Annotated in this window: 12 protein-coding genes and 1 pseudogene; 8 read left to right on the forward strand and 5 right to left on the reverse strand. The window is 42.8% G+C overall.

Translation table 11 applies throughout. The annotated features are described in order from the left end of the window. Positions 1 to 282: 282 nt before the first annotated feature. The 6 genes and pseudogenes from JNUCC41_RS10060 (at position 283) to JNUCC41_RS10085 (ending at position 7,945) form a co-directional block, all read left to right on the forward strand. Positions 283 to 1,656: an NAD(P)-dependent oxidoreductase gene (locus JNUCC41_RS10060; RefSeq protein WP_430624078.1), complete on the forward strand. Its 1,374-nt coding sequence runs from the start codon at positions 283 to 285 to the stop codon at positions 1,654 to 1,656. Positions 1,657 to 1,666: 10 nt separating this feature from the next. Then, the gene (gene preA, locus JNUCC41_RS10065; protein ID WP_098371750.1) at positions 1,667 to 2,953 is read left to right on the forward strand and encodes an NAD-dependent dihydropyrimidine dehydrogenase subunit PreA; all 1,287 of its coding nucleotides are present in this window, start codon (positions 1,667 to 1,669) and stop codon (positions 2,951 to 2,953) included. Between the two features lie 14 nt (positions 2,954 to 2,967). Continuing rightward, on the forward strand, positions 2,968 to 4,386 hold the full coding sequence (hydA, locus tag JNUCC41_RS10070; RefSeq protein WP_192207480.1) for a dihydropyrimidinase: 1,419 nt from the start codon (positions 2,968 to 2,970) through the stop codon (positions 4,384 to 4,386). A gap of 42 nt (positions 4,387 to 4,428) precedes the next feature. After that, positions 4,429 to 5,912, forward strand: a pseudogene (locus JNUCC41_RS10075) (NCS1 family transporter). Positions 5,913 to 5,928: 16 nt separating this feature from the next. Beyond that, positions 5,929 to 6,144 (forward strand): hypothetical protein, encoded by a 216-nt coding sequence (locus JNUCC41_RS10080; RefSeq protein ID WP_192207481.1) that lies wholly within the window; start codon positions 5,929 to 5,931, stop codon positions 6,142 to 6,144. Positions 6,145 to 6,310: 166 nt separating this feature from the next. Beyond that, entirely contained in the window at positions 6,311 to 7,945 is a 1,635-nt protein-coding gene (locus JNUCC41_RS10085) for a PucR family transcriptional regulator (RefSeq protein WP_192207482.1), read from the forward strand. A gap of 111 nt (positions 7,946 to 8,056) precedes the next feature. Here the strand turns inward: JNUCC41_RS10085 and yhfH (JNUCC41_RS10090) are convergent, their stop codons facing one another. The 5 genes from yhfH (JNUCC41_RS10090) to yhfH (JNUCC41_RS10110) are packed head-to-tail and all read right to left on the reverse strand — an operon-like array spanning position 8,057 to position 8,876. Then, positions 8,057 to 8,197 (reverse strand): protein YhfH, encoded by a 141-nt coding sequence (gene yhfH / locus JNUCC41_RS10090; protein ID WP_098371755.1) that lies wholly within the window; start codon positions 8,195 to 8,197, stop codon positions 8,057 to 8,059. A gap of 29 nt (positions 8,198 to 8,226) precedes the next feature. Next, positions 8,227 to 8,364 carry a protein YhfH gene (yhfH, locus tag JNUCC41_RS10095; RefSeq protein WP_192207483.1) on the reverse strand — a complete coding sequence of 46 codons (138 nt, stop codon included), beginning with the start codon at positions 8,362 to 8,364 and terminating at the stop codon, positions 8,227 to 8,229. A gap of 29 nt (positions 8,365 to 8,393) precedes the next feature. Continuing rightward, the gene (yhfH, locus tag JNUCC41_RS10100; RefSeq protein WP_076372630.1) at positions 8,394 to 8,531 is read right to left on the reverse strand and encodes a protein YhfH; all 138 of its coding nucleotides are present in this window, start codon (positions 8,529 to 8,531) and stop codon (positions 8,394 to 8,396) included. Positions 8,532 to 8,560: 29 nt separating this feature from the next. Further along, positions 8,561 to 8,698 (reverse strand): protein YhfH, encoded by a 138-nt coding sequence (gene yhfH, locus JNUCC41_RS10105; protein ID WP_192207484.1) that lies wholly within the window; start codon positions 8,696 to 8,698, stop codon positions 8,561 to 8,563. Positions 8,699 to 8,741: 43 nt separating this feature from the next. After that, positions 8,742 to 8,876: a protein YhfH gene (yhfH, locus tag JNUCC41_RS10110; RefSeq protein ID WP_192207485.1), complete on the reverse strand. Its 135-nt coding sequence runs from the start codon at positions 8,874 to 8,876 to the stop codon at positions 8,742 to 8,744. A 512-nt stretch (positions 8,877 to 9,388) separates the two neighbouring features. Here yhfH (JNUCC41_RS10110) and JNUCC41_RS10115 point away from each other — a divergent pair. Together JNUCC41_RS10115 and JNUCC41_RS10120 are read left to right on the forward strand one after the other, a co-directional pair. After that, entirely contained in the window at positions 9,389 to 10,279 is an 891-nt protein-coding gene (locus JNUCC41_RS10115; RefSeq protein WP_192207486.1) for a diacylglycerol/lipid kinase family protein, read from the forward strand. 459 nt (positions 10,280 to 10,738) lie between these two features. After that, positions 10,739 to 12,772 (forward strand): Na+/H+ antiporter, encoded by a 2,034-nt coding sequence (locus JNUCC41_RS10120; protein ID WP_192207487.1) that lies wholly within the window; start codon positions 10,739 to 10,741, stop codon positions 12,770 to 12,772. Positions 12,773 to 12,836 lie beyond the last annotated feature (64 nt).

Below are 12,836 nucleotides of genomic sequence, written 5' to 3' on the forward strand. Positions count from 1 at the left end.
TCTTATTTATCATCAGGATTTGAGTTTTTAAGATTAGTAGGGGGGGCTTTTTGTGTTAGAAGGAAGCAGGGACCGAGGCGTGGCCAGTGAGAGAATGATAGAAAATATTAAACAAAACGAGAGAATTTGTCTGGGAAATCGCCATGACTGTTAGTTGAATAATGATGAAAACCATATTAGCAACGCTTTTAATTGTTTAAATAGTAGGACAGTAGAGAGCATGCAATTCCTCCCTTTTTATTTTTCAAAATAAATGTTTGGAAGGAGAAATAGTGAATGAGTATGACAAGCCCGTTAAAAGGTGATCTGGAGATTAACTTTCAGGAAGCGGAGAGGGGGTTATCCCCAAGGGAAGCTTTGGAAGAATCGAATCGATGTTTATACTGCTATGATGCCCCATGCATCCAAGCCTGTCCGACCGGAATAGATATTCCAGGTTTTATTAAGAAGATAGCTTCAGGTAATTTTAAAGGATCGGCCAAGACCATCATGACAGCCAATCCTGTCGGTGCCAGCTGTGCGCGGGTATGTCCGACTGAGGAGCTATGTGAGGGGGCATGTGTCCTGAACCATTCTACAAAGCCAATCATGATTGGCAATCTCCAGCGTTATTCCACAGATTGGGCCATCCATAATAAACAAGCCCTATTCAAGGCCGGAAAGAAGAATGGCAAAAAAGTTGCCATTGTAGGAAGCGGTCCGGCGGGTTTGTCTGCAGCAAGGGAGCTAGCCTTGCTTGGCTACAGTGTAACCATTTTCGAAGCTGAAAAGAATCCAGGCGGATTAAATACTTACGGAATTGTATCGTTCCGTTTACCTCAGAGCATTTCTTATTGGGAAGTTGAACAAGTAAAGAGTTTGGATGTTGATATTAAAACGAATATACGGGTCGGGGTGGATGTTTCCGCAAATCAGCTGACTGCCGACTTTGATGCGGTCATTTTAGCGATCGGCATGTCCGATGTTCCTAAGCTTGGAATTGAAGGGGAGGACTTGGCTGACGTTTATGATGCAATCGATTTCGTAAAAGCAACGAAAACAGGGGCAATCACTGATAAATTCATTGGGAAGAAGATGGCGGTAATAGGGGCTGGAAACACGGCGATCGATGCCGCAACCTGTTCTGTACGCCTGGGCGCCGAACAGGTGAGCATTATTTATCGTCGTACCCAAAAGGAAATGACAGCCTATGATTTTGAATATGAGTTTGCCAAACAAGAAGGTGTCGGGTTTCATTGGCTGACTGCCCCTTCCAGGATACTCTCGGATGAAAGCGGCCAGGTTACGGGCATCGAATGCGTGAAGATGGTGCTTAGCGAGGCGGGGGAAGATGGCCGGCGCCGTCCAGTCCAAATTTCCGGATCAGAGTTCGTCATACCGGTCGATGGGGTCATTCGTGCCATAGGCCAATCCAGATATGTAGGATTGATTGAGCAGTTCGGCATTCAACATGATGATGGTGTCGTAACATTGGAGGGTGATTCCTTCAGAACATCCAATGAAAAGATCTTTGCGTGCGGTGACGTGATCTTCGGAAAAGGACAAGGTGAGGCAATGGTTGTTTCAGCTGCCCAGCAAGGGAAGAAGACAGCCTATGAAATTGACTCGATTTTGATGGGCGAAGCGGTGACATTGCTTAATAACTATAAAAATTAGGAGGCTTATCATGGCTGATTTATCAATTGATCTTGCAGGTATTAAATCTCCCAATCCTTTTTGGCTTGCTTCAGCACCACCTACTAATTCGGGTTATCAAGTCCAGCGCGCATTTGAAGCTGGCTGGGGTGGAGCTGTTTGGAAGACATTGGGTGATCCCATCCTGAATGTTTCATCGCGTTTTGCAGCGGTCAGCTTTAATGGACAGAGAGTTGCCGGGTTCAACAATATAGAATTGATTACGGATCGACCTCTTGAAGTGAATCTGAAGGAAATATATGAAACGAAGAAGAGATTCCCTGATCATGCAATCATTGCATCGGTGATGGTGGAGCCGCAACAGGAAAAGTGGCATGAAATCATCAAACGTATAGAAGATGTAGGGGTCGATGGTTACGAGTTGAACTTTGGTTGCCCGCACGGTATGGCAGAGCGTGGGATGGGAGCTGCTTCGGGACAGGTTCCCGAACTTGTGGAAAAGCAAACATACTGGGCGAAGGAAGCTGCATCCAAACCCGTCATCGTCAAGCTTACACCCAATATAACTGACATTACGGTTACGGCTGAAGCGGCGGTGCGCGGCGGTGCCGATGCAATAAGCATGATCAATACGATCAACAGCTTGGCGGGAGTGGACATCCATTCATGGAATACGATTCCTCATGTAGGCGGCAAGGGCGCTCACGGAGGGTATTGCGGTCCGGCCGTGAAGCCGATTGCCTTGAATATGGTGGCTGAGTGTGCAAGGAATAAAATGATCAATGTTCCCATTTCCGGAATAGGGGGCATTTCAAATTGGCAGGATACTGTGGAATTTTTATTGATGGGTTCGACTGGAGTTCAAATTTGTACGGCTGCCATGCATCACGGTTTTAGAATAGTAGAAGACTTGATTGATGGCCTGTCCAATTACCTTGATGAAAAAGGGATTTCTTCCGTGATGGATATTGTCGGTAAGTCCGTACCGCGTTATTCCGACTGGGGGAATTTAGATCTCAATTACAAGGTTGTTGCGCGCATTAATAATGATGTGTGCATCAACTGCAATAAATGCCATATTGCGTGTGAAGATACATCTCATCAATGTATAGATATGTTAAAGGACACGTCAGGCAGCTCCTTCTTGAGAGTGCGCGAAGAGGATTGTGTAGGCTGTAACCTTTGCTCGATCGTCTGTCCGGTCGATGGGGCGATCGATATGATCGAATTGACAAATGAATTACCGCCAATGACATGGAATGAACGCCAGTCGTTCCTTGGGGGCATAAGCAGTGAAAGTGTTGATTTCGTAAAATGATGGAGGGATTGAAGATGAAGAAAATCATTAAAAATGGAACGATTGCAACCGCTGCAGATACGTATCAGGCGGATATATTGATTGAAAATGAGAAGATTGCAATGATTGGCAAGGACCTGCCTGCTGAAGGGGCTGAAATCATTGATGCAAGAGGGGCTTATATTTTTCCGGGGGGCATTGATCCGCATACCCATCTCGATATGCCGTTCGGAGGGACAACGACGAAGGATGATTATGAAACGGGGACGATAGCTGCTGCATATGGAGGCACGACAACGATCATCGACTTTTGTCTGACCGAAAAAGGGGTGCCGTTAAAGAAAGCAATTGAAACATGGCATGAAAAGGCCAATGAAAAAGCGGCCATAGATTATGGATTTCATTTAATGATCAGTGAGATTAATGATGATGTATTGGCTGAGCTTCCAAGTATCATCGATAATGAAGGGATTTCTTCCTTTAAAGTGTTCATGGCTTACAAGAATGTTTTTCAAGCTGATGATGCCACGCTATACCGCACGTTGTTGCAAGCTAAGGAACTTGGCGCACTTGTCATGGTTCATGCTGAAAATGGTGATGTCATCGATTATCTTACAAAGGAGGCGCTTGCTGAAGGTAACACCGATCCAATTTACCATGCATTGACAAGGCCACCGGAACTTGAAGGGGAAGCAACTGGACGTGCAGCTAAACTGACGGAAATGGCAAATGGTCAGCTCTATGTGGTTCATGTCACCTGTGAAGATGCGGTTGAAAAGATCACTGAGGCAAGAAATAAAGGGGTGGATATTTGGGGGGAGACTTGTCCGCAATATTTGGTTCTTGACCAGTCTTATCTTGAAAAGCCCCATTTCGAAGGATCTAAGTATGTATGGTCCCCGCCGTTAAGGGAGAAGAAAAACCAGGAAGTGCTATGGAATGCTTTGAAAACGGGACAGCTGCAAACCATTGGCTCCGATCAATGCTCTTTTGATTTTAAGGGACAGAAGGAACTTGGGCGTGAAGATTTCACGAAAATACCGAACGGTGGCCCAACGATAGAGGACCGCATGAGCATCCTCTTCTCTGAAGGGGTCATGAAAGAGCGTATTACCTTGAATCAATTCGTCGACATGACCTCCACGCGTGCTGCCAAACTATTTGGATTATTCCCTCAGAAAGGGACGATTGCAGTAGGTTCGGATGCTGATATTGTCATTTTTGACCCTAAAGTTGAAAGGGCCATTTCTGCTGATACCCATCATATGGCTGTGGATTATAATGCGTTCGAAGGTATGGAAATTACAGGTGAACCGGTTTCCGTTTTATCGAGAGGTCAATTCGTCATTAAAGACAAACAATTTGTAGGCGAAGCTGGAAAAGGGCAATTCCTGAAACGGGCAAAATATAATGCGGCGCTGAAGCCGGATACCGGGAAAAAGCTTCCAGTCTAACTTCCGTAAGGAAACTTGCAAATTAATTTAGGGGGATTTTCTATGAGTGAGAAGAAGGATTATTTAAAGTCTCCCGATTTGCTGCCTATACCTCATAGTGAGAAAAATATAAGTGCAGCCGGATTTGGTTTCATTTGGGTGGGCATGGCTGTAGTATTGGCCGCCTTCGCAATCGGTGGGAATGGTGTTCAAAGTTTATCCTTAGGCTGGGTCGTTCTTGCAACGGTCATTGCCTGTGTGGTTCTCGGCTTTTTGATGACAATGACAGGGGATATTGGTGTTGAACATGGAATATCATTCCCAGTCTATATGAGGGCGCCGTTCGGTACGATTGGCACCCACATCCCTTCGGTTGTACGGGGTTTTGTAGCGTCATGCTGGTTCGGCCTCAATACTTACTTTGGAGCCACTGCAATGAACGCTATCTTCACAACCCTTTTTGACTTTGATAATTGGTTTATATGCTTTCTCATTTTTGCCGTTTTACAATTGGTCAACACGGCAATGGGAATAAAGTCGATAGAACGATTCGCCGACTTGGCGGCGCCCGTTATCATTTTAATTTCTGGCTGGATGTATTTCACTTTATCCGATCAGGCTGTGGCCAAAGGAAGAGATGTATGGTCCTGGATTGAAAGTCCGGTCACTGGCGGGGCTGCCGCCACGGCCTTCGTGGTCGTCATCATGGCTAATATGGGGTTTTGGGGCACATTGACTGCAGATATGCCCACGCTTTCCCGCTATATTGAGGCACCAAAAAATGAAAAAAATTGGTTCAAGCGCAATAAGGGGCAAATAATTGGGAATATTATCACCTATCCCATCACGCAGACGTTCATGGTGATTATCGGAGCGGTTTCTTATATGGCTGTTTCCAATTATGATCCTGTAGTTGCCGTACAGGGATCAGCAAGTGGAGTTGCTCTCGGCGTCCTTTTAATCATGATCGTATTCGCTCAATGGTCGACGAATACTACGGCCAATGTCATTCCCGCGGCTACCATTTTCTCCAATGTCATGGGTCCTAAAATGCCATTCTGGGCGGGAGTCGTTGTGGCGGGAGTTATAGGGATAGTAGTTCAGCCATGGAGCTGTTCGGCATCATAATAGAAGTTTTATTAATAATAGGTGGAATCCTGGCATCCATTGTCGGCATCCTTGTAGCGGATTACTATTTCCTCCGTAAACGGAGAGTGAATGTACAAGAACTTTATGAGAGTGAAGGCCAGTATAAATACTTGAATGGAGTGAATTGGGCAGGAATCATTTCTTAGGTGATTGGAGGAATAGGTGCGACGATTTTTTCAAATTATTCGTTTATTATTGGCTTACTTCTCGGCGGTGCAAGTTATTATATATTAGCTAAGTATTGGTGGTTCAAGCGATATGAACAAGCTGAAATCATGGATCCCAGCGATGAGAAATATTTAGGGATTTCCGTTGGCAGGGATTGGAAAATCGAAAAAGGTACAGAACTTGAGGAAGAGATGGTTTTTCCGGCTACAACGGGCAAGGAGAACGTATGAAAAGGGGGGAATGGAAATGTCCGAATATCAAGAGTATCTCTTAGAAAGGGAACAAATCGATTTTTTACTTGAAAGAGGATATCGAATCACCCGGGTTTCCGAAAGTTTAAGTGGAGCTTTTCTCGATTTTGAACTGATTGAAGGAACTAAGCAGGAATGGAAGCAATTGAACATCAAGACCCCGGAAGGAAGGAAATACTTCTCTACATTGCTTGTCAAAAAATTGCATTGAAATGGTTATGGACCGGGCCTATTCCTCACGAATGGGTCCTTTTTCTTGTACCTGCTCGAGCTTTTTGTAGAATTTTGACGTTAGATTTTCTAACAAGTGTCTGGAGATTTAAGGGTTGTCCGTTTATAATAGATTTTAAAGCAGTTTTATAAAAGGATGTGGACGGATGAATACATCGATTACAATCGAGGAAATTCTAACACGCAAGTATTTCAATCTGACGGATATAATTGCAGGTAGCGGTGGGATAAAGCGTCAAGTGAAGTGGGTACACTGTATGGAAGTCACCCAAATCAGCCATTTGTTAAATGGAAATGAACTGATTCTGACTACAGGTTTAGGGTGGAAGGATTGCGATGACACATTTCTATCCTACTTAAGACAGTTAATTGAATGCGATGCAGCTGGACTCTGCATAGAGGTTGGCGCTGACACCATGGCCGTGCCGCAATGTGCCATTGATCTCGCAAATGAACGGCAATTCCCTATCATCCTATTTCATGAAGAAGTTCCTTTCGTAGAAATCACACAGGATATTCATTCCCTTATCATCAATAAACAATATGAGATGATCTCCAACTTAGAAAACTACTCCCAGCAGTTAAATAAAAATCTCCTCGAAATTGACCATTATGAACCAATTCTAAAATTTCTCCACAGCTATTTAAATGTACAGGTTATTCTTATCTTTAATGAAAATGAAATAGCAACCATTCCAAAAACCAAGAAAAAAATAACCTTTCAAATGGTAGCGGACATATACGAAGAGAAGCGGAAATTAAATAAAACCGTTCTTGGACAGCCGATTCAAGTGCTCGGTGAAAATTATGCGGAACTGCTCATTTGCAGCAACGACAGAGAGTTGACTGATTTTGATTCTCTGATCTTGGATCGAACGGCTACCGCATTGGCGCAGCATCTATTAAGGGAGTTATATATAGAAGAAAAGAAAATGTCGGAAGAAAGTAAATGGCTTACAAATTGGATTGAAGGTGAATATAGTGACGAAGCAATCCGGGAGAGGCTTTCCTATCTTGATCCGAAAATGCAGTTGGATGGCGGAATTGTTTGCATTTGCAAACCACACCCAAAATATAATAAAAGTTCCACAAAATTAGATGGAACCTATTTTAAGATAATGTTTAGAACAGTTTTTGAACAGTACGGATTCCAGATATTTTCCATGGAAATACATCAGCATCTTGTTTTTATTTTAGGTGATAATCGTTCATCTGAAGATTGGAAATCAAGGGTCACAAACGCGTTGGATCGAATCATGAAAATGGATGTAAGCGGGCGTAATCGCATGGGTCTGCTTTCCATTGGGTTTGGAAAGCATGTTCAAAGGTTAAGTGAGATTTATAAAAGTTATGAAACGGCCCGTGAGACTTTGCTGCTTCAGGATACACTACCAGAGGATAACAGAAGCTTCTTTTATCAGGACTTACATATGCATCGCATGATTTCGCTCATAAATAAACATGGTAATCTGGGGGAAACGGTGTACGAATATTTAGGTCCGGTCATTGAGTATGACAAGCAAAACAATGGTGAGTTAATGCCTACCTTGAAGACCTATCTTGCTTGTAACGGTTCCAAACAGGAAACATCGAAACAACTATTCATTGTCCGGCAAACACTATATCATAGGCTTGAAAAATTGGAGAAACTGCTAGGTTCAGATTTTATGCGTTCAGATAAGCGTCTAGGCCTTGAATTCATGATTTTTGCATTGGACTTCTTACAATACAGCAGCAGGCAGGTAAGTGGGAAATATGTAGACAAATATATTGGGAGATAAAAAAATAAGAACGGCCGAAGGGTGTCCCGGGGACATCCTTTTTTAATGCAAGAAAGGATTAATGCTGACATCAAAATGGCCTAAATAGCTTCTTGATGTCAGCATCTTTTATTAATATTCATCTTTTTTTGAAAGGCAGCGGTCACATTCCAAGAGGTAGGATTCAGCTTGTTCAGTGATATGGGTCCCGCATTCCGAACATTGTTTAGGTGGCAGAGTCCTGAAGAATTCCAATGGGTTTTTAGTTTGCATGATGATTCCTCCTTATGATTTGGTTTAATTTATTCTTCGTGTTTCGAAAGGCAGCGGTCACATTCCATTAAGTAGGATTCAGCTTGTTCAGTGATATGGGTCCCGCACTCCGAACATTGTTTAGGCGGCAGCGTCCTGAAGAATTCCAATGGGTTTTTAGTTTGCACGATGATTCCTCCTTTTTGATTTGGTTTAATCAGTCTTCGCGTTTGGAAAGGCAGTGGTCACATTCCATTAAGTAGGATTCAGCTTGTTCAGTGATATGGGTTCCGCACTCCGAACATTGTTTAGGCGGCAGAGTCCTGAAGAATTCCAATGGATTTATAGTTTGCATGATGGCTCCTCCTTTTTGATTTGGTTTAATCAGTCTTCACGTTTGGAAAGGCAGCGGTCACATTCCATTAAGTAGGACTCAGCGTGCTCAATAATATGGTCACCGCACTCGGGGCAATGTTTAGCAGGGATATTGTTAAAAAACTCAATGTTTTTTTTCATTTGCATGATATTTCCTCCTTTTTAATGGTAGATATATTTTCCGATCGCTTTATTCTTCACGTTTGGAAAGGCAGCGATCGCATTCCATCAGATAGGAATCTGAGTGGTCCACATGTGTTTCACCACAATCCGGGCAATGTTTAAATGAATCGATTATGAATAAATCTGATTGATTTGCTTGCATGTCTCGCTCCTCCTCTTTATAGTACAGTTTTCGTTGTTTGTTTGTTGTTATAATACAGTATATACCCGAATTTGGAAATTGTATAGGTATTTTACAGAAAATTTGAAATTTTTTTCATGATTAGTGTGGAAACCTTATAGGAAAGGGATTTAACATCAATTTATTTTTGTATTTTTCTTTATGGCAAGTAGAGAATGGAAGAAATAATGCTTTTTATGAAAGGAAAAAACAAAGAGCGAAGTGAAAGGGACAGACAATTTTCAATTGGTTGTGATAGATATAATGTAACAGATGTGGAACAGGAAAGTTCAGTGATCAGTGAATGCCTGTTTCACAGCTATGTAACAAATCAGAGCTTGTTTTAAAATGATGCAAAATTCAAGTGGCAGGGGATTATTTGTAAGTTACTGGGGGAAATGCTTATTTAACAATCAGAAAAAATGTCCGTGTGGTTTTAGTACATCAGTAAAGAGGTAACTTGCTAATAGAAGTACAATCATGGGAGGTAGCATATGTCGAAAGCGATGATTATCATCAATCCATCTTCAGGTAAGGAAAAGGCAGGGAAGATTTTGCCGAAAGCGGAAAAGGCCCTTGGTGAAATTTATGATGAGGTAAGCGTTTGTAAAACGGAAGGAGAGGGGGATGCTACCGATTTTGCTAAGGAGGCCTGTGCAGAAAGGTTCGATGCTGTCATTTCCATGGGTGGGGATGGAACGGTGAATGAGATAGTGAATGGCTTGGGCGAGCAACAACATCGGCCTATTTTCGGAATCATTCCACTAGGAACCATTAATGATTTCGCGAGATCTTTGGGAATACCTTTGGATCCGAATGCAGCCATTGAGATATTAAAGGATATGCATATTAAGGAATCGGATATAGGAAAGATCAATGACCGTTACTTCATGAATGTGTTGGCAGTAGGGGCGATCGCCGAGGCTACCTATAATGTTACCGTCGAACAAAAAACCCGTCTAGGGTCTTTTGCATACTTCATTGAAGGAGCAAAAGCGATCATTAAAAAGACTCCGTTTCCTTTAACGGTTGAACATGATCAGGGAAAATGGATAGGCGAGGCCCATTTACTAATTGCAACAATGACTAACTCTGTCGGCGGTTTCGAACAACTTGCACCAGAGGCGGAAGTAAATGATGGAAAGCTGCACACATTCATCATTAAGGATTTATCTCTTCCTCTCATCGTCAAGATCATTCCCAGTTTAATTAAGGGGGAGATCAAGGGGCATGACGAAGTTGAATATATTAAAACATCCAAGCTCCATTTAGCCACATCAGAGGAATTGGCAGTCAATATCGATGGCGATGAAGGCATCCTTCTTCCCTTCCAGGCAAACGTACTGCACAAACATCTTCGCCTCTTTGTCCCGGGAACTAACTAAGTTTTTTAGTCAAAGCTTATGTGATGTCTTTTCACAAGGCTGTTTTCGCATACTTTGTTGCTATTTACCAAGTAAAGCGGTGTGGTTGATTGCTCCTCCAGATGCTCGCTTTCCGCTGCTCCCGCAGGAGTCTCGCACTTCCGCTCCAATCAACCTTAAATCGTTTTGTTTTAAAAACAACAATCTTTACGAAAAGAGCCTTTCACAAAGACCCTTTTCATTCATCATGCGGGAAAAGCTGATTATGGTTAGCCAATCAGCTTTTTTCTGTTTTATGCGTACCCAAGTTTGTGGATGGAGTGGATTTTGAATACATCCAATCTGATCTTCATGATATTCTAACAGGTATCATTATTCAGGAGGATTCTAGGTTAGAATAGTTAATGCATGAATGAATGGGTATAAATATGTTACGCTTATAGTTATGAGAATAGATGAGAGAGGAAGTTTGATGTTTGTATGGAGTTTTTTCTTGTTATATTAGCCCTTCTTATATTGATTGGAGTGTCTAATATAATTAATCATTTTATACCCTTTATACCTGTACCATTAATACAGATAACACTGGGTGTCATATTGGCACTTTTACCCTTGGGAATGCATGTTGAGATGGAGACGGAATTGTTTTTACTACTATTCATCGCGCCCCTATTGTTCAATGATGGCAAAAATGTACCCCGAACGGCACTATGGAAGCTGAGAGCGCCCATTCTAATGCTTGCACTGGGCCTTGTATTCATAACGGTTTGGGCAGGAGGGTATTTGATTAATTGGATGATCCCTTCGATCCCATTGCCGGCAGCTTTCGCTTTGGCGGCCATTTTGTCACCTACAGATGTTGTGGCAGTGAGCGCTTTGGCGAGTCGGGTCAAGTTACCGAAGAGCATCATGCACCTTCTCGAAGGAGAAGGACTAATGAATGATGCCTCAGGTCTAGTTGCCTTTAAGTTTGCCGTTGCGGCTACAGTCACTGGTGTTTTCTCCTTAGTCGATGCAACCTTCAGTTTCATATGGATTTCAATTGGTGGGTTTGTAGGTGGAGCAATACTTGCTTTCATCATTATCAGGCTTCGTGTTGTTCTTCGCCGTTTAGGGATGGAAGACGTCACGATGCATATGCTGATCCAAATCCTAACTCCTTTTATTATTTTCCTCGCTGTGGAACATTTCCACCTTTCAGGGATTTTAGCAGTCGTGGCGGGGGGAATTGTCCATGCCGTTGAACGAGATCGGGAAATATCACCAACCGTGGAACTTCAGGTCGTTTCAAGAAGTACATGGTCCGTCATTTTATATATATTGAATGGCCTTGTATTCGTCTTGCTTGGCTTGCAAATCCCAAGCGTTGCGAAAATTATCTTTCAAGATCCAGCCTTCAATAATGGACAAGTGATCCTTTATATCGTGGTCATTACACTTTTCCTCTTCGCTTTACGATTCATTTGGCTTACGGCTGCCTGGTCGATTGGCTGGATGACGAAAAAAGCAGGCGCCCAAAAACCGGACTTCAAAGCGGCCGGAATCATTACCATTTCCGGCGTTCGCGGAGCTGTAACTTTAGCGGGTTCGTTTTCGATTCCGTATGTGTTGGCGGATGGAAGTCCTTTTCCTGAGCGTTCGTTAATCATTTTCATAGCAGCAGGAGTCATTTTGCTGACCTTGATTGTTGCGAGTGTATTTCTGCCAATCGTGGCACGGTCCGAAGAAGAGGAAGTGGTGGACAAGCAGGCTGACAAAACGAAAACTGCTGCCATTCACTCACATCAAGCGGCTATTCGGGTGATTGAGTCACAAATGACTGATGAAAACCGGGAAGCGGCTTTAGCAATCATTTCGAGGTACTGTACCAAGATCAATGAATTATCCTATGTAGAACAGGAGAAAGAACCAGCTGCATTAAGGGAAGAAGAGAAGGATCTTCGCTTCAAGGCCCTTGAAGCAGAGCAAAGATTCCTGGATAAGCTCATTAAGGATGAAAAAGTGGACCGGGAGACGGCGTATATATGCAAGGAATACATCCAGCGTATGGAAAGTGCCGTAACAAATCGACTGAAGTTCCGTTTTTTTAGGTCAGTAACGCTTTTCAGAAGAAGTATGCTGAGGGTTTTTAAATTATTTTTCCCTAATAAAAGAGAAATAAGAAAAATCAATCTTGAGAGATTGGAAAAGGTCAGGGATCTTAAAATCAGGATGTATAAAGCTGCCATCCAAGAGATACAGGCCGGAATTACAGCCGATAATCATAAGACATCCTCGATGATCATAGATGAGTATAAAGTGCTTATTTTAAAATGCAAACGTGAAAATAGAGGCCGGACCCCGAGTAAAATGGTCGATTATGAAAAAGAGCTGTTCTATAAAGCGATCCAGGCAGAACGGGACGAAGTGCAGGATATGTTTGAAAAACGAGTAATTTCCCGAGATGTTGCCAACATACTCCGCCAGCAGATCAATTTACGGGAAGCACTAACAATCAATGAAAATGCACATTGATTAACTTAATGAGCACTGCCTGTATATTCGGCAGTGCTCATTGCGGTTTTGTGAAGGGAATATC

It is taken from the genome of Brevibacillus sp. JNUCC-41, from assembly GCF_014844095.1.
Taxonomy (GTDB): domain Bacteria; phylum Bacillota; class Bacilli; order Bacillales; family DSM-1321; genus Peribacillus; species Peribacillus aracenensis.